Consider the following 23382-nt stretch of genomic DNA (forward strand, 5'->3'; position numbering starts at 1 on the left):
CTGCCGTACACATTGTGGACATGAGCTTTACCCAGGGTCCCTGCTGATGGCGGGGCTGAAGACCAAACCCGAGTACGAAGGACTGGCCGAAGCGGTCAGCCTTGGCATCGCGCTGCTCAAAAAGGCCAAGCAGAACACCTGGCCTGAGCTCGTGACAGCCATGGGCTCCAACAACCTGCTTGTCATCAAGGCCTTCAAAGCGGTCGATCTGACTGACGCCCAGCTGGACACCATCAATATGTGGCAACCGGTCCTGAACCTCGTGAAGGTCAATCCTGCCGTCATCCCGGTCATCTGCCCTGTTTGCGAGCACTACGTGCTGACCACCGACTCCGCGCCGTCGCGGTGCATGGTCACGGCAGGCTGCGAAGGCAAGCCCTTCAAGGTCGCAGCCGCCACGGGCATCACTGCTCCCAAGACACCGGCAGGCGCATCGAAGGCGGCAGCCTCGCCTGGCGGCAAGGCCGCAGCAGCTGCGAAGGCACCAGCCGCACCGGCGGGCGGGAAGGTGCCTGCAGCCAAGTCCTCGGCGCAGCCTACCCCGGAGCATGAACACCTCCCGGTCGACGTGTCCGATCCGCTGCCGATTGCAGAGGCGGAACTGGGCGCCGGGGCACCGGCCAAAGACCGTAGGCAGACACCGGAGGCTCCTTCGGTGCCTGTCTACGACGTCGTGCACGTCGAGGACGACGAAGACCCATTCGCCTGAGCCCTATGTGCTTCAGACTGGCCGTCGAAATAGAAGCCGGAATGAGGCGACATTAAGTAGCATTCAGCCATGGACTATTGCGCATGCGGGCGTCAAGCGACAATCCGGTGTACTTCTTGTGGACGCCATGTCTGCAACGCCCACGCAGGGCCATCAAATGCTGCTCGATTGAGCCTTGGGGAGCCAGCAATGATCTGCCAGACCTGCATTCAAACGAATGATGCATTGGCTCTGCGGGCATTAGAGCAGTCGGTCTTGGCGCAACCGGGTCTCCGGCAGATAGTCGAAGCACTCAGCACTGCGGGGGGTCTCACGAGCCAGGGGTTCGACCGTTACCGCGATCTTGGAGTGAAATTCGAGACTTTTCATCCCTGGGATGAGGTAGAAAACCTCTATCGCAAATACCCGATCGAGATCCCGGACACGCAGTACTACCTCTGGGTGCGACGAACCTCTACGTTCGGCTCGAGAGCAACGCGCCACCATATTGGTGCCGTTCCTGGGCTCCCTATCGCTATTTCCAACTCAGAGGGATACACGATCGCATCAGGACTGGTCACTTCCCGAGGGAAAGTTCTCAAACCTGCTCCCAGCGGTAGTTCTAACAAGCACATGCTCACCTCCGATTGGAGTAAGGAGGATTGGACTGGCAGTGGTGTCGGATTCAACTTCCTGGGCGCCCTTCAGGCTGTCAGCCGCTGGAAAAGCGTGACCGAGGCCTACATCCGAGAGGATCCCTCCGTCTGCTATAGCAAGGAAGAATCCAAGAAATTCCTGGGACCGATTTTCGGTGTGTGGAGACAGTACGCAAGAGGCATCCACATCCCGTAACCCCGTACTCCAAAAGATTCACACACAATGGCTTAAGACGCTCCGGTCCGACATCACCCTCAGAAGGGCCACGCGCCTCGCCCGAACTTACGTGTTAGCCGCCACCGGCTCGCGCCCCTCAGAAAGGACCCTCGCGACCGTCGTCTTGGAGCAACCGAGCCGCTGCGCTATGGCCCTCTGACTGAGCTTCTCAGCAGCCAGTTCGTGGATCTTCGCCGGGTCCACCTCAGCGCGTGTTTTCGGGGTGGTCCGTGGGTGGTCCTTTTGGTGGTCCACCCCTGGTCCATAAAGTGGTCCACCCTGTGGTCCTTTTCGTGGTCCACCCGAAGTGCCCCACTGGTCCTTGATGCGGTCCATCTGGTCCGCGCGGACCAGTTGGTCCCGGGCCCGCTTCCGACGTTGGGCCACTGATCCATAGGCGGGAGCCACCACCAGGCTGACTGTCGTCTCGGTGGCGAAGAACAGACTGACGGGCATGATGGCGGCCAGGAAGGCGCCGAACAGAACTGTCGAATCGAGGTTTCTGGCGACGCCGTCCGGGGCCAGCACATGGGCTCCGTTAGCGAGCACGGACACTAGGGTGAAGAAGCCAATCGCCATCCACGAAAGGGTCGTGGATTCCCCTCGCGCCCTTTGAACACTGGCCGCAACGGCATAAACGAGGATTGTCGCGTCGACGACGATGGGCACCAGCCACCGCAGCATTTCCGGGATCCCCGCCCAGGCAGCCGCCTGGATCAGGCCGAGGAACGAGAGGGTAAAGCTTGCCGCCGCCAGTACCCCGACCAGGGTCAGCGACAGCAGCACCATCGTCCGGCTGTCAGGCTCGATACGTGAAGTCATGCCCCTCTTCCTTCCTTGCCGGCGGCCCGTCCGGACCGCTTGGTGGCCCAGTCTAGGACCGGTCCCCGACAAAATCCCGGCGCAGGATGGACCAACTGAGGACCACCGGGTGGACCACTGAAAGGACCACCCTGGACCACCTCCATGGACCACCCAAAAGACCACCGATGGACCACCGCTTTGGACCAGCGATTGTTGGCGGTGAAGGAGACCCCCGGATCCGTACACATGAGCCGCATGAGCAACCCTCGGAAGACTCTCATCGCAATGGCTGCCGCGGCCCTGGTACTTACCGCTGTCACCGGATGCTCTGACGGCCAGAGGACAGCAAAGGTGGACGTCTCACCTGAAGGTCGTGCCGCCTACGAGACGGCTCGTTTTGGCACCGACGACGCGAAAATCGCCTCATCCCTGGAGCTGGCCCGGATGACCGCGGAAACCAAATCAGACAGCCCGGCAGCCGACGGCGTTGCCAACACGCTGCTGAACCCGAAGCAGTGGCAGACACAAGCCCACGCCAAGCTCTGCGAGTACACCGCCACCCTGATGGCCAACGCGGACCGTGACGGAACAGCCGTGTCCGAGCGCACCCGCTCCATGGCCAAACGGATCCTGGATCGCTGCTGACCCGAGGGTGCCGAAAATGTGACCTCCAACATTTTCCGCAGGATGCTGCGCGTTTTGTGAAGTTGCCGCACACACACCAGGCATGAGCAACGACAACGCATCCTCAGCCGGCATGAACCGCGTCCCCAAGGGCGTCCGCACTGGCGGCCAATTCGCGGCGACCGCACACGCCGAGCCGACCGTGAGCCTCGCGACGCAGCGTCTCAACGAACTGACCTCTGCCGAGGAAGTCATGGAGATCAGCTACAGCTCCACCAAGGTCTGGCGCCGCCGGTACAACCAGGCTGAGAAGTCGCTGGTCAAGGACGAAGACGACATCGCCCAGGAGACGATGCTGCAGTTCCTGGAGGCTATGAACCGCGGCAACAAAGTCACCGACTACAAGCAGTGGCTGGCGTCCACCGCCGCGAACCAGACGGTGCGTGCCACCGAAACGGTGTTCCGGGCCGAAGACCGCCGCGCCTACGTCATCTTCGAGAAGCAGCGCGAGGAAATCGAGGCCAAGATCGGCCGGCCGATGACCCAGCGCGAAAAGACTGCCCTCGAACAGAAGGTCCGCGACGAGTGGCACGACCCGCGCCACAAGCCGTCCAAGGACTTCATGATCGCCCGCACCTTCGACCGTTCCCTTGACGCACCTCACGGCGTGGACGGTGGCGTTGAATCGACCCTCGGAGCGACTCTCGTGAGCCCTGAAACCAGCGGTCACTACATCGAACCCGGCTCCTACATGGACCGTGCCCACCAGGCCATGGAAGAGACCGGCGCCGCGCACAAAGCCGAGATGAAGCGTCTGGCCTGGAATGCCATCGCCGAGGGCACCGGAGTTCCGATGTCCCAGCCGGGCAGCCTTTCCCAGCGCCAGGTCACCAAGCACCGCGGAGTCATGGAGAACCACAAGAACGGCATCCTTGGCGCCTGCAGGGCGTGGGCGGTTGGCAACGACGGTGAAGCCACCGAGGCGCTCTTCGCACCGTTCGGAGAGATCGGCTTCGAGGAGCAGGAAAAGATCGTCGACACTCTCGAGCGTTTCGGTGCAGACCGCGCCCAGACCATGTGGGAGTCCGCCATGGCGATCGCCAACAACAAGCACAGCAAGAAGATCTAGGAGGTCTCAGTGCCCACGAACCGAGTACCAAAGGGAGTCCGAAGCGGCGGCCAGTTCGCCGCTTCCTCCCACACGGAGCCCGCCGTCAGCATCAACGACACTGACTTCCCGTCCGTCGGCGATGCTGACGTGGAGCAGCTCCGTGCACTGGCTGAGAGCAACGACCCGCTGGTCCGGGCAGAGTTGACCTCCAGCATTCGGGTCCCGGATGACGTCCTGGAGCGGCTCGCTGAAGCGGACCAGCCGGCGTCAGTGCGGCTGGCAGCAGTGAACACCGGATACGCGGGCACTGCTGACCGGGCCGCGGAGGATCCTCACCCGCTGGTGCGCGCCGCCGCATTGGCCGGCTGGGACCTGTCGGACAAGAATCGCGAACGACTTAACCACGACCCGAAAGTTCAGCGGGTCATGGGGTTTATTTCCCGCTGAACGGCCGTCCCTCAGATCTCTACGCATGTGAATGAGTAGAAGTACCCCGCAGAAATAAACGACATTCGCCACCGGCGGGTGCGTCCAAGAAAGGCAAGAAATGAGCGCACTTCCCATGGCCGTCCCGACGGCAGCTGACAAGGTTGACCTCAAGGGCGGCTGGGACGCCTTCTGGGGCGCCATCACGTCCGGCTTCCCAGGCATCACGACTCTCATGACAGTCGTAGGCGTCTGCCTCGTGGTCTTCGCCCTCATAAAGTGGGCCTGGGACCGTCGCCGCGGAGGCGGAATGGGCCAGGGCTCGCAGCCGCTGTGGGGCGCGCTGATCCCCGGCGCGATCCTCGCAGCCCCGGCGCTCCTGTTCCCGCTGCTGCTCGGCATCCTCGACTTTGTCGCGAACATCGCGATCAAGCTGGCCGAGACCGCTACCTCAGGTCACTAAGCCCGGCCCTCGGGCTTGAACAACCGATGAGCCGGGGCTTCCAAGCCCCGGCTCACGTCTGAAGGGACCACGTCTTGGCCTCCATAAACTCCCTCTATCTGCTGACACCGATGACAGGCCGCACCTCGGGTGCCGAACGCACCACGGTCATTGGCACGGTGGAAATGAAATGGAGGACCTTCTGGATCGCCGTGTTCGCCATGGTCCCCGGAGGCATCCTGACCGGAGTTTTCTTCCCGATGCTCAACACCTGGGCGCTCCTGTGGATCCCCGCCGTCGAAGCCGCCGCGTTCCTGCTCATTGAACGCCGCTCCAAGGAAGGCCTGCAGCTGCGGACCTACCAGGCAATGTTCGACAAGAAGCGCTCCAACGTGAACACGTTCTATCTCTGCGGCCAGCCCGTCGACGTCAACGGTGAAAAATTCGGCATCATCCGCCAGATCGCCGTCCCCGTCTATCGCGACGATGATGACTCCCGGCCCATGCAGTCCAACCACTTCGAAGATTTTGAGGCGTTCTCCCGATGAAGAAGTCCCTGCTCACCCGCCTGATCGGGACGCTCATTGTGATGGCCACGCTGGTCCTCGGGTTTGCCCCGACGGCCACAGCCGCCGTCCCTTCCGCTGAACGGGCCGCCGTTGCGGTATCTGTCCCGGTCAAGCTGGACGACGGCAGCGTGACCACGCCTACCAGTGCCTGTGGCAACTCAGCTGACGGCGGCGGCAAGTACGCAGCCTCATCTCCCTTGCTGCCCGTGAACCGGTGGGCGGATTCGACCTCGAACCTGCACTCCAGGCTCGACAACACGATGTTCTCCGACACGGCAACGCTGCTGCAGCGCCACGCGCTCGTCTCCAGCGGCATGTCGACGGGCAACTTCATGTGGTCCCTCGGCACAGGCCTGTCCTCGTTCGCCATCAACTTCTGCATGCTCGACTCCATGGGCGGTGCCGCGGACAAGGTTGGTGCCACGATCGGTGACGCCGTCCTGGGATCCGGCCTTCTGGCCGGCATCGTTGTCATTTCCGTGGGAATCCTGCTCTTCCAGGCACGCCGCCGCGGCGGAGCTGCCTGGAAGACCATCGTTGCCAAAGGCGCCATCGTCGGCCTCCTGGCCCTCATGGTCGGCGGCTCCATGGCCTCGACCGGTGGCGGAAAGGACGGCAGCGCCGCACCGTACAAGCCGGGACTGATGTCCCCGGGCTGGATTGTCACCACGCTGAACAAGACCGTCTCCTCTCTGGCATCCGCCCCGGCCTCCGCGCTGGCCATGCCCACGACGGCTACCGGCATGTACGACACCAGCAATCCGCTCGGCTGCAACAACTACGTCCAGTCCCTGAAGGCCGGCTACCAGGCAACCTACGGGACTGGCGCTGACAAGCTGTCCTCGGGCGTTCCAATGATCATGTCCACCCTCTGGGAAGGCACTGGCCTCAAGACCTGGCGAACCGCCCAGTTCGGAACCAGCGGGCTGGACGACAACACGTACTGCCACCTGCTGGACTGGAACTCCGGTGTGCCCGTCATGGGCAATGAAGCCGTCGACGCCAACTCCGCCGGCGCATCCAGCGTCCGCGGCACCATGGCACGGTTCTGGGGCGACAACGGCTACAAGGTCACCAACTACTTCTCCCAGGCGTGGCAGCCCACCGACACCGTCAGCCGTGACCGGTCCATGATCGGCTGGTCGACCTGCCGCCTCAACGGCATGGGCGCAAACCCCAGCGACGCCAACAGCTGGAGCATCCAGGCAAACTTCGCCAGCGGCGACAACGAGCAGAAGGTCAGCAAGGATGACTGCCGCAACTGGTACATGGAAGGCGGCGACGTTCCCGGCGCCATGAACTGGCCCTCCAGCGACGCCGACGTGCAGAAGCGCATCCCGTCGGATCTGCAGCTGCGGGACTACATCCTGACCCTGCACGGCAACTACAACTTCCAGGGCATGACCTCGGTCTTCGCCTACAACCTGTCCGCACTGGCCATGCTCGGCGTCTTCGGTGCGATCGCCATTTCGATCATCGTTGCGAAGGTCGCCATGGTCATCATGATCATCACCGCCTTCTTCCTGGTCATCATGTGCCTGCTGCCCAGCGCCGGCACGGATAAGCTTTCGGGCTTCGTGAAGATGCTCCTGGGAATGAACATCTTCGTCTTCGGCATCCAGATGATCTTCGCCCTGGTCGCAGTGCTCTCCAAGATGCTGCAGGACATGGGAGCAACCTTTCTCGGCGGCGACGGGTCACTGGTCGCCACCTTCTGGACGGGCCTTTCCCCGCTGATGGCGGTCTTCCTGCTCCACATGATGTTCACCAAGGTCATGAAGGTTCCGTCCCCGTTCAAGCTCTCCGCCGGCCTTGCCTGGGGCGCCTCCACGGCCGCCGTGGGCGGAGCAGCCGCAGTCGGCATCGGGTCCCTGCTTGACGGACAGGCTCGCCGGCACGGCGCCCGTGCCATGAACGCGGCCAAGCGCGCCAGCGGCCGGGGAATGAACAGTGTCATGTCCGCAGCCTCCGGCGGACGCCTGGGCAACGGCTCGGCGGCACGCCGCGGCGCTGCCGCTCCAGGCACTTCAAGCACTGCAGGCAGCCGCGGGGCACTGGCCGCCGGCACCGGGCTTCCGGGCGGGCTTGAGGGCGCCAAGCGGCGTGGCGGCGCAGTCATGGCCGGCGCGTTCGGTGCCGCGGGTGGAGCTGCAGGCACGGCTGCGGCGGGCGCGGCCAAACGCCGGGGCGGTGTCGCTGAGGAGGTGGCCGAGACGACGGCCGACAAGGCGAGCACGGAAGAGCAGACAACAGGCCAGGCAACGGCTTCGCAGCCGGCTGCTGAGCAGGTTGCCAGCGAGCAGCCTACGGCAGGCCGCGTGACGGCAGAGCAGGTCCGCGGAGGCTACGCCGACGGCAAGCTCGATCACCTCGACCTGATCAACTCCAACGTCCCGAACTCCCGGCTCGCCAGCGGTCACATGTCCGCGATGGACCGGAAGGCAATGCGCGAGGCCGCGAAAGAGGAGCGCGTCAAGGCACTGGAGTTCGAGAAGCAGCGCCGCGCCGAGCTCGGCCTCACGCCGCTGCCGACAACAGTGCGGGGCAAGGCCCTGGCTTCGGTCAAGAACTCCTGGTCCGCCGCCGGCCAGGAGTTCCGGGAACGTCCCTTCCGCACGGCCGCCAAGTACGGCGCTGGTGCCGCCGCCGGTGGTGCGTTGCTCGCACTCACCACGCCGGCGCTGGCCATTGTTCCGGTCGCAGCCGGTGCATGGGCTGCCAAGAAGGCTCTCGGCGCAGGCGTGAACAACCTGCCGGCCGCACGCCGCGAACGGGACGACGCCCGCACCGAGACGTACCGTCAGGCGATGCGCCACCAGATGAAGCAGAAGGCGCCGAAGGAGCCCAAGATCAGCAAGCGCAGCAACGGTTCGGAGAACCTGGCCGGCGGCAATGGGCCACAGACCCCTCCGTCAGGGAGTGCTGGCCAGAGGAACGAGCGGCCCGACGCGGGCGGCCCTGCTGGAGGAGCCGGAAGCGCCACGCCGGCGACCGAACAGATGCCAGTCGTCTAGCTCGTCGAAAATGCCTCCTGCCGGACACAAACCGGTAGGAGGCATTTTCCGCACCGAAGCAAGACGATCCAGTAAGATCAACGCCGAGCAACCGCGAGGCGCAGGATAGACACTCAAGCACCAAGGGAGCTCACCCACAATGACATCAGAAGGCATCAACCGACAGCCGCAGGGAATCCCTGTCGGCGGCCAGTTTGCGGCCAACAAGCACTCGGAGGCCCCCATCCGACTCTTTGACCGAACCGACGGTTCGTTCCTCAACCCGGCACCGTCCGCAACGGCTGAGCACTGCATCCAGTTCTGGTCCAGCGTCGACATACCCGACGAGATCATCGACCAGGTGAATGATGCATACGCCAAGTTCCGGTCAGACGAAATCGATCGGGACATGGAAGCTGAGATGGCCCAGTGGCGGGCCGCTTGGGAGAGCCAGAACCCGGTCCCCAAAGAGAAGCACCTCGCCGAGTACCAGCAGCGGTTCAAGAACGAGTACGAGCAGCACCGGCTCGCCATTCTTCCCCGGGTGACAGCGAAGCGTCCGGAGCGCCTCGGCGAGTACGACACCCGCCAGCTCATCCGGGCCGCCAAGATGCTCGCCCACCGGCCGAACTCCCAGCGCTTCCCGGGCGAGGACCAGAAGGTCCTCAACGAGCCGGTGGAGCTCTTCGACGAGACCTTGACCGTCCTGGAGATCGACAAGAAGTACAGCCTGTGGGACATCCGCTACTCGATGGAGAAGATCTTCCGGAACGATGCGGAAGCACTTCTAAGGGCTGTGGAAAGCCAGTCCGAGCAATTGTCAGGCATTCATGAGCAACTTGTTCACCAGCGTAACGACATGAGCAACTACTAGGACGGACGCTCAGCCGGACTCAAAGGGCCCCCTCCGGTCAGGAGGGGGCCCTTTGAGTGCCCGACGTCACCTCGGCCGCCCAGGGCATAAGAAAGGCCCCTCCGTCTTTGGGAGAGGCCTTTCTGTCGTGCGGTTACTTCTCGGGCGGCCCGACCTGGTCAACGATCCAGCTGCCGTCCGCCTGGACGGAGACCCGGCCCTCAAACATCGGCCCGTTTGTTGAGTACGCGCGGAACGTCTTGGACGCCAGGGACTCCTCGGCCAGGGACACGCTCTGGTACTTGGCCGTGGGAATTGTGCCAATGTCCGTCCGCGTGAACCCGGCGTAGAGGTCTGCGCTTACCAGCGGCTTCAGGCGGCCCAGCCACGCGTTTTTGCCGTCCGCGGTGGTGACCCAGGCCTTGGAGAACTCCTGCGCGTAGGTGCGCCAGTCCTTGGCTGCCACCGCCTGGGGTTCGCTGCCGAGCACGACCTTGGTTGGAGTAGGCGTTGGGGCCGGCTGTGGGCCGTTCTCCGGGCCTGTGGCGGCTGTGGCGGCTGTGGACGAGCCGTTGGAGCCGGCCTGTCCTTCTGGGGCTTCTGAGGGGCTTGTGGCTCCTGCGTTCGGCTCCAGCACCGCGGTCGCGGGTGCTGTGGGCTTGACCTCCGCTGCCTGCTTCTCGGCCGGGGCGCTCTGCGTGAACGCGAAGAAGGCCACTGAGGCGGCCACGATGACCACCAGGCCGATCACCACGGCGTTGTTTTTGAGGTACTGCAGTGCAGGGTGAAGCTGCTTTGATTCAGCGGCCATGGGGCGTTCCTCCGCGTTGGTTCGGGTCGGGCTCAGGGGATGTCGGCGATGTGGATGTAGCCGCTGACGTCGCCGGCCGGGATGGTCCGGGTGTGGTAGTTGTGGTTGTAGCCGAAGTTGTATTCCTCGATCAAGACGGTACCGTCAGGGTTCACTGCCCCGACAATTCCTACGTGGCCGTACTCCTGCGTGTTGGTGGTCGAGCTGCTGAAATAGGGACCCCACCAGGCGACGGCACCGGGCTTCGGGGTTTTGTCGACAGGGTACTTCGATCCGAGGGTGTGTCCCCACTGGCCGCCGTCTCCGAACAGGCCAACGCCCTGGGTGGCGACCGTGAAGGGCCACGGGCCGCCTTCCTTGTAGCCCATCTGGACGTTGATGCGCCAGGCCGTGAACGAGGTGCACTCCCGGTAGTACAGTCCCCAGGGGTCCGGGGTGTAAATCTGGGCGTCCTTGAACGGGTAGTCGTCCCCCTTGCCCATACCGCCGGTGCCGACACCGCCGGTGGCTGGGCCGCAGCTGTTCGAAGGGGTTGCGGGAGAAGACCCATTGGACGGGCCCGAGGTTGTCGTGGTGCCGTAGCTGCCGGTGGTTGGCTTCAGCTCTGACACGACCTTCCTGGCCGTTACCTCATCGTCCGCGTAGGCGGACGGGAAGGCTGACCGCTGGACGGTCTGTGCCGCGACGGTCAGCGGCATGTCCTGCCAACCAGGGACCTTCAGGAGTGCCTCGAGGAACATGTCCGTGGACTTGGTCGGGTTCATGGCGTCCTCGACGGTGCCCCACGGGAAGCTGTTGCCGTGCACCTGCTGCTGGAACAAGCCGACCGAGTACGAAATACGCCCGTCGGTGAGGTCAAAACCACCCTCCGGGCCGCCGTCGGAGAGCTCCTTGGATCCGGGGACCTGGGCGTTCCAGTACATCTGCAGGGTTGATTCCTGCATTGCGGTGGCGATGGCGATGATTGCAGCGTTTTCGGGCATGCCCTTGGCGGCGACCTGGTTGATGATCGCCTGGGCGTAGGCGGTCTGCTTCGGGTTGAGCGAACCGGCGCTGTTGCCGCCGACGTTGACGGTGCCGGGGCCGCACTTGTCCGGAGGGCTGCCAGCCATCCATTTGAGGGAGCTGGCGAAGGCAGCATCCGCGGTAGCGGGATTGCCCTGGAGGGGAACGGCCGTCAGGGCGGCCACGTAGGCGGCCTTGACCTTGTCCCGGACAGCTTTGGCCAGGTCGTTGTCGATCGGTTTCAGAACACTCTCGTTCTTGTCCCCGCGGGTGTCCATGTAGCCGGCGTCCAGTGACGGGTCGGGGAGCATGTCGATCGTGGCGGGGGCTGCCGCCTTCAGCTTCCGGGCGACATACACTGCCGCTTTGTCGAAGTTGTTGGCGTCAGCTTCGCTGATTTGAGAACCGGCCTTGGCCATGTCGATGCCGAACGGCCCGGTGCCCTTATCGCCGCTCTTGTTCTTCACCGTCTGGTAGATGCCGGCGATGACCGGCCACGGCACCCCACCCTGGGTGGCGGCGTCCTGGATGGAGCGCAGCTCGTCCTTGTTCTCGAAGGCCGTCAGGGCTGCCGTTTGGGCGATGGTCGCGCGCCCGGCCGGGGCTGCCATGGTGGATTGGACTGCACCGAAGACAATGCCGGTCAACAGGGAGACTGCCAGGATTGGTGCTGCAACGGCGGCGATAGCCACGTTGCGGCCGGTCTTGGTCTTGGCAGCGCCTTTGAGGGCTCCTATCGCTGCGCCACTGAGTCCGCCGGTCGCGGCTCCTTTGAGGGCGGCAACCGCCACATCCGCGCCATCGGCCTTGGCTTGGTCCGCGGCCGTGGGCTTGCTATCGGCACCTCCTGCCGGATCCGGGGTTGCCGGAGCGGCCGGGCCGGTGCTTTCAGAAGGATTGGTGCTCATGCCCTGAAACATGCGCAGATTTTGGGATGACGCTCATCGGCGGGCCCTAAACGGTGGAGGGCCGCAGCTTCCGGATTTTGTCCCAGCCCTGCGCCTGATACGTCAGTATTTCCTCCGCCCAGGTGATCCTCAGGCCGTCCGCGGCGGCCAGCGCATCAAACTGGTCCGCCCAATGGAAGCCGGCCGGCTGGTCGTCGGCCCGAGTCCGCGGTTCCAGACCGGCGACCTGCTCGAGGGTGTATTCGTCATTGACGTAGGACAGGACGTTCCACAGCCCGTCGCCCAGGAAGATTCCGTGCCTGTCCTCGCCGGCCAGCGACCACAGTTCACCGACTTCAGGCGCCACAATAGGATGCTCAGCGGTGGGCAAAGCGTTCACCAGCCTTCACCGGGACGCCCTGCGGGAAGTACTTCCGGCGGCGGGCTTCCATGCGCATCGTCGCCCAGGCGCTGGGGATCTTCGCGCCTTTGGAAGTGTTGCACCGTGCGCAGGCGGCGACGAAGTTGGTCATCGACGTCGAGCCGCCGCGGGACCAGGGGAAATGGTGGTCGCCGTGGTGGGCCTGGCCCTTGCACCGCGTGAAGAAGAACCCGTCCAGCTCGCACCGGCCGCCGGCCCGGGCGAAGCCTTCGTTGCGCTGGGCCTGGGAGAACAGCCGTGACGGGTCCGTCGCCACCGGGCGGTTCCTGGCAGCGGCCCGGGCCGCATAGATGAGCACGAAAAATCCGGCGATGACGGCGAACGGTACAGGGTTCGCCGTGACCAGCACTGGGATCTGTGCGGCCAGCCCGGTGAGGGCGTCTGTGATGGCGGTGGGGGAGATCATGATGCTTTCTCGGTGGTCGAGGCACTGTCAGTAGGAAACATGCGTAGACGGGCGCAACGGAAAACCCCGCCCGGCCCGCTTTGGGGCTGGACGGGGCTTTCCGTGTGAAGAGACTCCGGCCGCTAGGGCTTAGAAGTCGTCGTCACCGCCGGCGGGCACTGCGACTTTCGGCTTGGAAGCCGCCGCGCGGGGAGCGGGGGCCTTCTTCGCGGGAGCAGAACTTTCTCCGCCCTCCTTCTTCGCAACCTTGTGGACGTCCACGGTGGCGAAGCGGACCGGAGCGGAGATGTCGCTGGCGGTGAAGCCGACCATCGTGATCTCCTTCTCCTCCAGTTCCTTCTCTGCGTTCTCCAGGTACACCGTCTTCGGGTACGTGTTCACGCGGGCGAGGACCAGGAGCCGGTCACCCTTCTTGAAGGACTTCGCGGCGTTCTCGGCGGTCGTGCCGAAGGCCGTGAAGTTCAGGTAGTGGGTCTTCTCGTTGTCCGAGCCGCGTTCGCCTTCGTTGACCGCCAGGCGGAAGTTCAGGCGGGCGATACCCGAGGCGGTGTTGGTGTTGAGTTCCGGGTCTGCGGTCAGGTTGCCGGAGAAGGGGATGTTGTACAAGGTGGTGCCTTTCGTCAGGCCCATAAGGGCTGCGGTAGAAACCCGGAACGGCTCCGGCTTTCTGGTGTTCCTATGCGTCCCGGCGGATGACGGGTGTCAATTTCGCGCAGGTTCCGCATCAGTTGGAAAGGCACGGAACGGGCCTCTCCTTCTGGTTTTTATGTGTGCGGCAGACGGCAAAAACGTCACCGCAGCAACAGGTCAGTTGACGGGCTGGAGGGCGGTGCCGAGGTGGCCCTCGTGGATCAGGCCCATGATGGTTTCGCGAACGTGGACGATGACCTCGTCGTGGCGGGCGTCTGTGGCCCGGGCCAGCATGCCGGTGAGCATCCGGGAAACATCGAGCAGGCCCATGGCCAGCTCCTTGTTGTTTGTGGTGTCCAGCAAGGCGTCGACCGAATCGAAATCCTGGGTGGCGAAGCGTTCAAGCACGGCCAGAGCGGCGAGGGTGGTGTCCGTCTGGGGCTTGTCGATGGCGGGGCTCACGAAGGGGGCTCCTTCTGCCGCACACAGCGGCGGGTAGATCCTTGGCGGCATGTCCGCCTGTTCCTGCTTCATGTGTGCGGATTCCGGAGCCCCTCTCACCGCCTACGCGGCCAGGTTCTCTCCGGCCTCGTCTGCCTCTTCTGACGCCTGCTCCAGCAGATACCAGGTGTAGAGGGCGTCCGGGCCTTCCTGCTTCGTCCAGCGCGGGTCATCGATGGCAATGCCGTTTGAGATTTCCAGCAACTGGTCGTGCCCCAGTGACGGGGACTTGACCAGAAGGATGACGACGACGTCCCCGGGGCACATGACCCGGTAGATGGATCCGGGCTGTATCTTCTTCGTGGGCCAGCTCGTGATCAGGTGGGGTTTCACGACGTCGGATTCGCCGATAAGGATCTTTCCTGCCAGGCCCCGGCCAAGAGCCGAGGTGGCCACGACGACCAGCCTGGACCGGCTCTTCTTCCGGTGATCGTCAAGGTCGGTGACCTCGGCGACGACCGCCGTTTCGGGTTCGGCTGCAGGCGCCTTCGGCGTCTCATCGTCCTGGCCGCCGTCCGGGCCCTTGGGCTTGTCCGGGTTCGCAGCCCGCAGCTCACGGTATTTGGCGGCGAAGTCGATGACAGCCGGCGGCTCGTTGATTTCCGGGGCAGTTGCCGAGGCGATCGGCCAGACTTCAAAAATGGAAAGCTCCTTGGTGGTGATGGTGTCTTGGGTTTCGGAGTCGTCGTCGCCCACCGAGGTGGTGCGGACGTTGACCCTGCCCGACACGGCTACGACGTCGCCGACCTTGGGGACAGCGCCGCGGCGGCGCAGGTTGGACAGGGTGCGGTCCCACATGACGCCCTGGATGGTGACCTTGGAGGATTCGAGGGCGAAGTTGGCCCGCCTACCGCCGGAGTAGCCCTTCTCTTCCCACATGGAGATGACGCCGACGGTCAGGACCGCTTCGCCGTTCTCGTCCGCGATCTTGTGCAGCGGGGTTGCTTTACCGCCGCCAGGGCCTTCCCATTCGAGGATTTCTTCCTTGAGGGACTGAAGTGGGTGGGTGCCGAGGCTGACACCGAGGCGCTGACGCTGCCGGGTGGATTCCTCCACGTCGGACCATTCGGCGTCGATCGGCGACAGATCCGTCTTGTGGGCTGCCCGCAGCGTCATGAGCTGGCCGAGCCGGGGACCGAAGGAGTCCAGGGCCCCGGCTTCGATGAGGCCCTGGATGGCGCCGACGGGAAGCTTGGTCGGCTCGCCCCCGTTCTTGCCCGGCACAGTCACGCGGGTGAGCACGTCGTGCAGGTTCTTGAAGGGACCGTTAGCGTTGCGTTCGGCGACGATGTAGTGGCCGGCGACGCCGACCTCCTTGACCTCGGCCAGGCCCATCAGAACGGAGCCGTTCACGGGCGCGGTGCGGGCCAGGGACAGGTTGACGTCCGGGGCGAGGACCGTGATGCCGTCCGCTTTCAGGGACCAGAACGCGTTCATGCGCTTGTCGTCTTTGTCGGCGATGGCGAGGATCGCGGCGGCGTACTCGACCGGCCAGTTGGCCTTCAGGTACGCGGTGACGAACGCCAGCTGGGCGTAGGCGGCCGAGTGGGAGGCGTTGAACAGGTAGGACGCGGAGCCCTTCATCAGCTCGAACATGTGGGCTGCGGTCTTTGCCGAGAACTTCGGGGAGATCATCGTCCCGTCCTCGTCGAAGAACTCCTTCTCTGCACCTTCGGCCAGCATCTGGCCAACCTCTGCCATCTTCTTGGCGTCCTTCTTGCCGACAGCCTTGCGCAGCACCGAACGCTGTGAGGCGTCGAAGCCGGAGATGACTGTGCCCAGGCGCATCAAGGATTCCTGGAAGCAGTTGTGGACGACAATACCTTCAGCAACGAAGCTTGAGATTCCTTCCACAGAGATGTCAAAGACATCCTCGAAACCGTCTGCTTCGATTCCACGGATCCGGACCCAGCGTGATCTTTCGAGCGACTGGAGCGCCGGGCTGCCGGTCGCTGCCGCCAGCTTGGCCACCATCTCGTGGCCGGCAAAGGTGCACTGCCGGAGACCGCCCTTGGGGATGCCGGCCATGCGAACGGCTGTTCCGAGCGTGCCGGAGGCCGTCCGGACAATTTCCCGAACGAAGGAAGCATCCACCCAGGATCCGCGGGTGCGGTTGTTCGTCCCGTGGCCCGACAGGTCAGAGCACCCAGCAATCTTAGATGCGCTTCGGAGGTAGGAAGCGATCTCCCCCTTGAACCGTTCGACGTCTACGACGCCAAGGTGATAAGCAACCTCGTGGTTGCCCGTCGGGTTCTGGTAGGCGTGCATGGTGATAGACGTCGCGTAACCGAGCCGCAAGAGGAGGTAGGAGAGGTCCTCGCAGAGCTGTTTGGAGATCGTCTTGTAGGCCGCGACCTTGAGACCGATGGTGCCGTCGCAGTCCCACAGGGCGCCTACGAGAGACCATGCAGGGTCGCCCAGCTGGGACAACCACGCCGCGGGGATGAACTTGTCGCGGGAGTGGCAACCGCTGCTGGCCTGCTTGAGACCGAGGCCGCGGAGCCACTCAAGATGCTTGCCGGCTACGGAGCCGCCGAGACCGCCCTGACGCTCGTTCCCGGCGATCACGGAGTGGATAGTGCCGGGAAGGCGCTTGGCGGCGTATCCGGGGAAAACTGACGAGACGCAGCGGGCAAATTCGGCATGAAGGACGTCGTCCTTGTTCGTGAAGCTGCTGCGCGTTCCCGTGGCGAGCGAACCGTCGCCAAGAAGGTACCCCAAGAGGCGCCCTTCGTCGACTGGGAGCTCTTCCGAGCAGTTGGCATCTTTGAGCAGTTCCCACGGCGTTGCAATAGTGTCGTTGGGACGAAGTTCCGCCACCTTCACCCACCCGCGGTGGGTGAGGACGGGGTGGTCATCTGTGAGCCGAACACTCTTCCCGTCAGCCAAGGTCAGCCTGAACACCTGCCGATGCCCGGTGAGGGCGTGGGCGGTGACTGGTGCGAGCCGGTGGACGCCGTTAGCGTCCACGCCTTGAACCATTTCGCCGACCTTCAGGTCTTCGATGGGCACCATCAGTCCGCGGGTAGCGGAGTAGACCCTCTCGCCTTCGGCCACGCAGAACACGCCATAGGTTTCACCCAAAACGGATGCGATCCATTCCTGCTCGACCGGGTCGGAGGTGAACTGGTTGTAGTCGACCTCTTCGAGCCCGTTCTTACGCGCGGCGTACCGGTCCGGGACCTTGGCGGCCAGCGGGCCGGGGCGGAACAGTGCCACGATGGCAGAGATGTCGGTGAGGGACTCCGGGACGACGTCCTGGGCGATTTTGACCATGCCGGCCGATTCCATCTGGAAGACGCCGCCGGTGTTGCCCGCGGCGATCAGCGCGAACGCGGCATCAACCTTCGGGTTGCCCTTGGTGTCTGGGTGCGGGATGTCATCCATGGTGAGCTTCTCGCCGGTGGACATCTCGATGTTTTCCAGCGCGGTGGAGACGATGTCCAGGTTCATCAGGCCCAGGATGTCCATCTTCAGGAAGCCGTAGTCCTCGACCTCCGGGCCGTCCCAGCAGATCACCCGGGGCGCGGCAGGGTCGGCGTCAGCGGCGTGGGAGGCCCAGCGCAGCGGGACCAGCTCGTCCAGCGGTTCGGGGGAGACGACGAAGCCGCAGGCGTGGATCGACTCGTTCTTGATGACGCCTTCGAACGCACGCGCCATCTCCAGGATGTCCTGCGCGTCCTGCCCGGCTTCCTCGACCAGGTCGCGGAACGCCTGGCCGGCCTGGTCCTTGGTGTCGGCCAGGTGGGCGAAGTCGTAGGCCTTTTCACCGGAAGTCGGCACCAGGTCGGACATCTTGTTGCCCAGGCGCAGGATCTGGGAAGCCCGCTCGGAGGCGGCCTTTTCGGCGTCGCGCAGCAGCGCGGCACCCTTGCCGCGTTCTCCGACGGCGAAGAGCTCCTTGGCCTGCGCCTTGATTTCCTCGCTGGGGCCGGAGGGCTTCAGGATGCGGGCGGCGTCCTTGATGGCTGCCTTCGACAGGGCGACACCGAAGGTGCCGATGCGCGCCACATTGCCCTTGCCCCAGCGGTAGCCGAGGTAGGCGAAGACTTCGTCGCGGCGGCCCTTTTCGAAGTCGACGTCGATGTCTGGCATGCCGGCACGGCCCGGTTCCAGGAAGCGCTCGAACAGGAGGTTGTTGTACAGCGGGTCCAGGCCGACGATGCCCAGGCAGTAGGACACGGCCGAGCCGGCGGCGGAACCACGGCCCGGGCCGACCAGGATGGGCTTCTTCCGCGGCGCGTCCGGGTTGTCGAACTCGATGGGCGCATCAGAGCGGCACCAGTTGATGACGTCCCACATGATCAGGAAGTAGTCCGGGAATCCCATCTCGGCGATGATGTCCAACTCGGCGCGGAGCCGGTCCTTGACCTCTTGGGAGAGCGGGATCCGCTCCTTCGTTTCGACGTCATAGCCGTAGCGGTCGATGGCGCCCTGCTGGACGAGCTTCTTGAGGTAGACGTTGGAGTCGTCGAAGCCTTCGGGCAGCGGGTAGTGCGGCAGCCGCTGGTGCGGGGTCGGGATGACCTGATCGTCGCAGCGGTCGGCGATGACCTGGGTCATGGCGCACGCGTCGGCCCAGGACTTGCTGCCGGGCATGATGTCGAGCATTTCCTGCTCGGACTTCACGTAGTAGCCGCTGCCGTTGAACTTGAAGCGGGCGGGGTCGTCCAGGCCCTTTTTGCTGCCGACGGCGAGGAAGCCCTCGTGGGCGTCTGCGTCCTCGTCTTTTTCGTAGTGGCAGTCGTTGGTGACAACCATCGGGATCTCGTACTCGCGGGAGAGCTGCCCGATCGGCTTCAGGACCGACTGTTCGGCGTCGATGCCGTGGTACATGATTTCGAGGTAGACGTTTTCCTTGCCGACACAGTCGATCAGGGTGTCCAGGTTTTTCCGCGCTTCTGCGGCGAATTCTGCTGACTTGGCGAGGTTGGCTTTCGCCTCTGCGGCGAGCTTCGAAGCTTCGGCCTCGTCGGCGGGTTCCCGGGCCTCCAGCTCGGCGGCCTTCGCTGCTTCACCGGCGGCGCGGGACAAGGGACCTGCGACGGGACCGGCCAGGCAGCCGGAGAGCACGATGAGACCTTCGCCGTGCTCCTTGAGCAGGGCGTAGTCGATCCGCGGCTTGTACCAGTAGGACTCTTCGGCCTTGTTGTGCAGGGCCAGCAGGTTCTTCCAACCGGTTTCGTTGCGGGCCAGCAGGGTCAGATGCTCGTAGCGCTTTTCCTTGGTGTCGCCCTTGCCGTCGTCGGCGTCCGCGGTGGTGTCGTCGTTGCGGTCCACGATCTCGGAGTTCCGCTCGAAACGGTCGCCGATGGACATGTAGATTTCAATGCCGATGATCGGCTTGATCCCTGCGGCCTGGCAGGCCTTCGTGAACCTCCACGCCCCGGCGAGGGAGCCATGCTCGGTTTCGGCCATCGCGTTCTGGCCCAAGGCTGCAGCGCGCTTCGGAACGGACTTGATGCGGCTGAGGCCGTCCAAACCGGAATGTTCGGTGTGGTTGTGGAGGTGGACGAACGCCATGGGTTCCTCTGAATTCTGTCTGGCTGGAAGTGGGCCGGCGGGCCCGGATCATGCGGGACGGGAATGCCGTCCGCGGTCCTCTATGCGGAGATCTGTCCGACGGCCATTGCCGCGTAGTACTCCTCGAGCTCGTCCAGAAACTCCGGGGAGAAGAACTTGTAGTCCAGCTCCGGAGGCTCGGGGGAGCCGGCGGGATCAAGGCTGGCGTACGGGGTGCAGGAAGCCTGGTTCGTGAAGGGTGAGTTCGCCATGGCCGCTATGTGTGCGGCAGATCCCGGAAAGGTCTACGCCGCAGTCGTCTAGAATCAGCCGCATGGCCGACTACAAGGTGTTCTGGGTGCCTGACCACATCAGCTCAACGGACGGAACGCAGGAGGTGCCAGGGGCGACTGCGCTCATCAATGAATGGGCTGCCGGCGGGTACGAGGTTGTGTCGGTCGTGCCCGGAACCAATGCCCAGACGTACGCCGGCCTGTTCATCACTCTGAAAAAGTAGGACCGCCCAGGAGTCCTCCCCGGAGGAGTGTGCGGGTCGGGGTGTGCTGCGCCGCAGGCAAAGGTCGCCGGACTTGAAAAGAAAATCAGGACACATTTCGTTGTCATGCCCGCAATGTCATGGAAATGGCCTGACGTTCCTGAGTCGTCATGGATTTGTGTGTACGTTATGGAACAAGCGCCGGCGACGAGGAGCAAGCAATGCTGCATTTCCCATCAACATCGACATCTGCGCGGGTGGCGAAAAGAGCCGACGTTGACAAGCTCAACGAGCTTCTGGGGGATGATGTGTGGGCGTTCAGTAATTGTCGTGTTGACGCCGCCAATAGGCCGGTGGCCGAGCTTGATTGGCTTTTCTACAACACCAAGCTCGGTTCTGTTATGTTGAGCGAATGGAAGCGGTACCCCGACACCGTCGCGGAGGCCAAGGACAGAGGCCATAAATGGAAACTCCGAAACGGGAGTCTCCAGCCCAATCCCTTGGAGCAGGTCGACAAGCAGCTGGAAGCGCTCCGATGGGTGCTGCGGGAGAAAGTTCTGCCGAGGTTCTTTCCCGACCATGACGGACACACTGTCAAAATCATGGAGAGTGTCTACTGCCCACAGATCGACCGGGAGACGGTGAAAGACCGGCTGCAGTTCGGCAAAATGTTCGGCAGCATTGAGGAGCTCTGCGCGTCGGTCAACACGCTCAACAGCCCGTCACCACTCTTGGTCGGGGACATGACCTTAGTCCTGGAATTGGCGGAAACCCTGGCAGGGCTGTTCAGGTGTGCCATTCCGGACGGGTTGGAAGAGGCAGCTGTCTGGGAACACAACCCGAAAGAATCAGCGAGGTTTTGGAAGGAATCGCGCAGAATCCACAGCCAGATCGCAGCCCTGCACCAGGAGATGGCGCGCTTGATCGAGGATGAATTCGCCCCTCGCCGAAGTACCCCGGCAGTTAAGCCAGATGAGCCCTCTCCTGCAAAGACCCCGGTAATTAAAGCCAGCGAGGATGGAACCACTTTCATCATGAAACAGGTTTCCGCGCATCTTGCCGGCGTTGACGGCAATTTTGAGGACTTCGAGGAGAGGTTGGGCAGGGCTCTTCACGCAATCCTGGTTGGCCTTCCACCGGGGAGCTGGATTAAATTTCCTACCATCGGCAGTGCAGTCGCTCCGTTCCTTGGGACAGAGAAGCTGCGGACAATTCTCGGGGCGGCATTATGGGAGTGGTCTTTGAAGACCGCGAAAAGACACGGGCTATCCGCGGAAGTCGACGATAGTCGACTGAACATCCGGATCGTTGACGGCCACAAGCCTTCGTGATCAGACGGTTTCCCACCAAATGACGGTCCGGCCAGATGGCCCTGTACGCATCCCGGACCAGGCCCTTGCGCGGAGTTCAAACACCCGGCCGGTCAGCTGGTTGACGTGGACGTCGAGATACTCGGCGATCTTGGTGTTGCAGGCGGCGCCCATAGTACTTATGGCGTTGCGGACGGCGGCCTGCCTTTCACCAAGGTCCTCAAGGCTGGCGTACGCCGCGGCACTGGTCTGCTGAACGTTCGTCATGTCGGCGATGTGTGCGGCATCCCGCGGCGGTCTCACCGGGACAGCGAAAAGGCCGCCCGGTCAACAGGGACGAGGCGGCCTTCGCGGAACCGGATCAGAGCTGCAGAGGAGTCGCGATTGGTCCTTGAGCCGGCAGCGCGCCAAGCAGGTGGGTAGCCGCGGAGATCAGCGGCATCCCGACCAAGGCGATCACGGCCAGGACCAGTACCGTGAGGATCACGGCAATGATGAGGCGCTTCTTCGTGCTGGGCGGGTGTTTCTTCGATGCCAGGGTCTTCTGGATGTCGGCCTCGACGTCGTATTTGGGGATCGCACCTTCACCCATCTTCACCCGGGTCCTTGTTGGTGCTGCTGGTGCAACCGGTGCTGCGGCGATCTCGGAGTATCCAACGCGGCGGCGGCTGCTTTGTTTGAGGACCTGCAGCAGTGCCTCCTCAGAAGGATCCGATGCCGCGGCAGCTGTTTTTGCTGACGGCGTCACCTCCGGGTAGAACGGTGTGACCTCGCCGGTCCCGGAAACCAGGTCGCGGGTGACGCTGCCGTCCGGATGCGTGGTGGTCATCAGAAGCTTTCCGTTTTCCGCGGCGTACCGCGTCAGGAGCTGCAGTACGGCGGCCATGGCGAGACCGGAGCCCCCGGGAACTGTTTCTCCGTCAACGAGGACGTCGATGGAGCCGTTGGGGTTGACTCGGGCTTCCAGCGGGATGTATTCGTCCACGGGGACTCCGATCATGTCAGGCCGCCACCTCGGTGGCCTGGAGGGTCTTGAGGTCTTCGACAGATTCCCAGTAAGTGTCGCGGGTCAGTGTCAGCCATCCCATCGCCTCTGCGGCCGGTCCGGCCAGGAACTCGTCGACTGTGGAGTAGATGCCGTCACGGGCCTCGAGTTCGACCCGGTCCCAAAACTCCTGGGCTGGTTCCTCGTCGTCGGTGGGCACCTCGTCGAGCTGGATGCCTGCCAGCGAGGCAACGACGGCGAGGGTTTCGCGTACGTCGCGCAGAGGTGTGGTGGCCGCCTCGTCGCGGGCGTCCATGATGACTTCCATGAGGGAATCGGCCAGGATCGCCCACTGGGCGTGGGTGGCCGGCTCGGTCAGGGCCATGGCTGACTGGAGCGCCCAGTTCGGGTTCTTTTCCAAGGCAAGGTAGAGGTCCAGATCGATTGAGTCGAGAAGGTCGTCGACGCCGCCGGCCTGCCATTCTTCGATGCGGGCCAGATCGACCTCGTTCTCGACGTCGATGCCGACCGTGGCAAGGATGTCGAGCCAGCCGTCCTCGATGCTGTAGAGGCCGGAGGCGGTCAGCTCCAGGGCGACGCGGATGGACCACATGGTGGTGGACTCGACCTCGAGTGCACCGTTAGGGCCGGAGGGGAGGTTGTAGCGGCCCGCGAGGCGTGGAGGCAACCAAAACAGTGGGTGCCACATCATTTCGGGTTTGACAGAGGCAAACTGCCGGGTGCCAGGGGCCACCTGGGTGTAGATGGGCAACGGAACGGAGCAAATCGGGTCCGCAGTGAACCTGTCGGGCGTGAGGCCCGTGAGCTCCTGCCATTTGGTGAACCGAAAGGCCGTGTCCATTGATGACTTGGACAGGAGGAGGGTGTCGCCTGGCTCGGTGAGCATCCGGCGGCGTTTGATGTCCATGGTGATAAACCCCTGAGTGCTGGTAGTGGTTGGCCTCTGCCCTGGAACATGCGTAGACGTTCGAGTAATGGCCGGGGGCCATCTATTGCATAGGCC

The 23382-nt window shown here is 63.7% G+C and carries 23 protein-coding genes; 11 read left to right on the forward strand and 12 right to left on the reverse strand.

The features are described 5' to 3' along the window. The first annotated feature begins 46 nt into the window (after positions 1-46). Together HMI59_RS21120 and HMI59_RS21125 are read left to right on the forward strand one after the other, a co-directional pair. Complete coding sequence (locus HMI59_RS21120; RefSeq protein WP_193594097.1) at positions 47-709, forward strand: hypothetical protein; 663 nt, start codon at positions 47-49, stop codon at positions 707-709. Positions 710-898: 189 nt separating this feature from the next. Further along, entirely contained in the window at positions 899-1540 is a 642-nt protein-coding gene (locus tag HMI59_RS21125) for a hypothetical protein (RefSeq protein ID WP_193594098.1), read from the forward strand. Between the two features lie 87 nt (positions 1541-1627). Here the strand turns inward: HMI59_RS21125 and HMI59_RS21130 are convergent, their stop codons facing one another. Then, positions 1628-2383 carry a helix-turn-helix domain-containing protein gene (locus HMI59_RS21130; protein WP_193594099.1) on the reverse strand — a complete coding sequence of 252 codons (756 nt, stop codon included), beginning with the start codon at positions 2381-2383 and terminating at the stop codon, positions 1628-1630. A gap of 237 nt (positions 2384-2620) precedes the next feature. On the opposite strand from HMI59_RS21130, the gene HMI59_RS21135 reads away from it, so the two are divergent. From HMI59_RS21135 to HMI59_RS21165, 7 genes are all read left to right on the forward strand, one after another. After that, the gene (locus tag HMI59_RS21135; RefSeq protein WP_227471696.1) at positions 2621-3010 is read left to right on the forward strand and encodes a hypothetical protein; all 390 of its coding nucleotides are present in this window, start codon (positions 2621-2623) and stop codon (positions 3008-3010) included. 82 nt (positions 3011-3092) lie between these two features. Next, on the forward strand, positions 3093-4118 hold the full coding sequence (locus HMI59_RS21140) for a hypothetical protein (RefSeq protein ID WP_193594100.1): 1026 nt from the start codon (positions 3093-3095) through the stop codon (positions 4116-4118). A gap of 9 nt (positions 4119-4127) precedes the next feature. Further along, entirely contained in the window at positions 4128-4547 is a 420-nt protein-coding gene (locus HMI59_RS21145; protein WP_193594101.1) for a hypothetical protein, read from the forward strand. Positions 4548-4647: 100 nt separating this feature from the next. Next, positions 4648-4989 (forward strand): hypothetical protein, encoded by a 342-nt coding sequence (locus HMI59_RS21150; RefSeq protein ID WP_193594102.1) that lies wholly within the window; start codon positions 4648-4650, stop codon positions 4987-4989. Positions 4990-5063: 74 nt separating this feature from the next. Continuing rightward, complete coding sequence (locus HMI59_RS21155; RefSeq protein ID WP_193594103.1) at positions 5064-5516, forward strand: hypothetical protein; 453 nt, start codon at positions 5064-5066, stop codon at positions 5514-5516. Continuing rightward, on the forward strand, positions 5513-8551 hold the full coding sequence (locus HMI59_RS21160) for a hypothetical protein (RefSeq protein WP_193594104.1): 3039 nt from the start codon (positions 5513-5515) through the stop codon (positions 8549-8551). Before HMI59_RS21155 ends, HMI59_RS21160 begins: the two co-directional genes overlap by 4 nt. Positions 8552-8690: 139 nt before the next feature. Further along, positions 8691-9404, forward strand: a complete 714-nt coding sequence (locus tag HMI59_RS21165; protein WP_193594105.1) for a hypothetical protein — start codon at positions 8691-8693, stop codon at positions 9402-9404. A 133-nt stretch (positions 9405-9537) separates the two neighbouring features. Here HMI59_RS21165 and HMI59_RS21170 read toward each other — a convergent pair whose 3' ends face one another. From HMI59_RS21170 to HMI59_RS21205, 8 genes are all read right to left on the reverse strand, one after another. Further along, on the reverse strand, positions 9538-10194 hold the full coding sequence (locus tag HMI59_RS21170; RefSeq protein WP_193594106.1) for a hypothetical protein: 657 nt from the start codon (positions 10192-10194) through the stop codon (positions 9538-9540). A 32-nt stretch (positions 10195-10226) separates the two neighbouring features. Next, positions 10227-12107 carry a CHAP domain-containing protein gene (locus HMI59_RS21175; protein ID WP_227471697.1) on the reverse strand — a complete coding sequence of 627 codons (1881 nt, stop codon included), beginning with the start codon at positions 12105-12107 and terminating at the stop codon, positions 10227-10229. Between the two features lie 46 nt (positions 12108-12153). Beyond that, positions 12154-12453, reverse strand: a complete 300-nt coding sequence (locus HMI59_RS21180) for a hypothetical protein (RefSeq protein WP_227471698.1) — start codon at positions 12451-12453, stop codon at positions 12154-12156. A gap of 10 nt (positions 12454-12463) precedes the next feature. Beyond that, entirely contained in the window at positions 12464-12934 is a 471-nt protein-coding gene (locus HMI59_RS21185) for an HNH endonuclease (RefSeq protein WP_193594108.1), read from the reverse strand. 129 nt (positions 12935-13063) lie between these two features. Next, entirely contained in the window at positions 13064-13540 is a 477-nt protein-coding gene (locus tag HMI59_RS21190) for a single-stranded DNA-binding protein (protein ID WP_227471699.1), read from the reverse strand. A 201-nt stretch (positions 13541-13741) separates the two neighbouring features. Then, positions 13742-14026, reverse strand: coding sequence for a hypothetical protein (locus tag HMI59_RS21195; RefSeq protein ID WP_193594110.1), 285 nt, complete (start codon positions 14024-14026; stop codon positions 13742-13744). A 102-nt stretch (positions 14027-14128) separates the two neighbouring features. Next, positions 14129-19588 carry a DNA polymerase III subunit alpha gene (dnaE, locus tag HMI59_RS21200; protein ID WP_193594111.1) on the reverse strand — a complete coding sequence of 1820 codons (5460 nt, stop codon included), beginning with the start codon at positions 19586-19588 and terminating at the stop codon, positions 14129-14131. Between the two features lie 80 nt (positions 19589-19668). Then, positions 19669-19839 (reverse strand): hypothetical protein, encoded by a 171-nt coding sequence (locus tag HMI59_RS21205; RefSeq protein ID WP_193594112.1) that lies wholly within the window; start codon positions 19837-19839, stop codon positions 19669-19671. 62 nt (positions 19840-19901) lie between these two features. Here HMI59_RS21205 and HMI59_RS21210 point away from each other — a divergent pair, with 62 nt between their 5' ends. Together HMI59_RS21210 and HMI59_RS21215 are read left to right on the forward strand one after the other, a co-directional pair. Then, entirely contained in the window at positions 19902-20084 is a 183-nt protein-coding gene (locus HMI59_RS21210) for a hypothetical protein (RefSeq protein ID WP_193594113.1), read from the forward strand. A gap of 200 nt (positions 20085-20284) precedes the next feature. Beyond that, positions 20285-21394: a hypothetical protein gene (locus HMI59_RS21215; protein ID WP_193594114.1), complete on the forward strand. Its 1110-nt coding sequence runs from the start codon at positions 20285-20287 to the stop codon at positions 21392-21394. Here HMI59_RS21215 and HMI59_RS21220 read toward each other — a convergent pair whose 3' ends face one another. From HMI59_RS21220 to HMI59_RS21230, 3 genes are all read right to left on the reverse strand, one after another. Then, the gene (locus HMI59_RS21220; protein WP_193594115.1) at positions 21395-21640 is read right to left on the reverse strand and encodes a hypothetical protein; all 246 of its coding nucleotides are present in this window, start codon (positions 21638-21640) and stop codon (positions 21395-21397) included. It abuts the gene before it with no gap. Between the two features lie 94 nt (positions 21641-21734). Continuing rightward, positions 21735-22373, reverse strand: coding sequence for a hypothetical protein (locus HMI59_RS21225; protein WP_193594116.1), 639 nt, complete (start codon positions 22371-22373; stop codon positions 21735-21737). A gap of 1 nt (position 22374) precedes the next feature. Continuing rightward, positions 22375-23286, reverse strand: a complete 912-nt coding sequence (locus HMI59_RS21230; RefSeq protein WP_193594117.1) for a hypothetical protein — start codon at positions 23284-23286, stop codon at positions 22375-22377. Positions 23287-23382 lie beyond the last annotated feature (96 nt).

This window comes from Paenarthrobacter sp. YJN-5 (assembly GCF_015040095.1).
Classification (GTDB): Bacteria; Actinomycetota; Actinomycetes; order Actinomycetales; family Micrococcaceae; genus Arthrobacter; species Arthrobacter ureafaciens.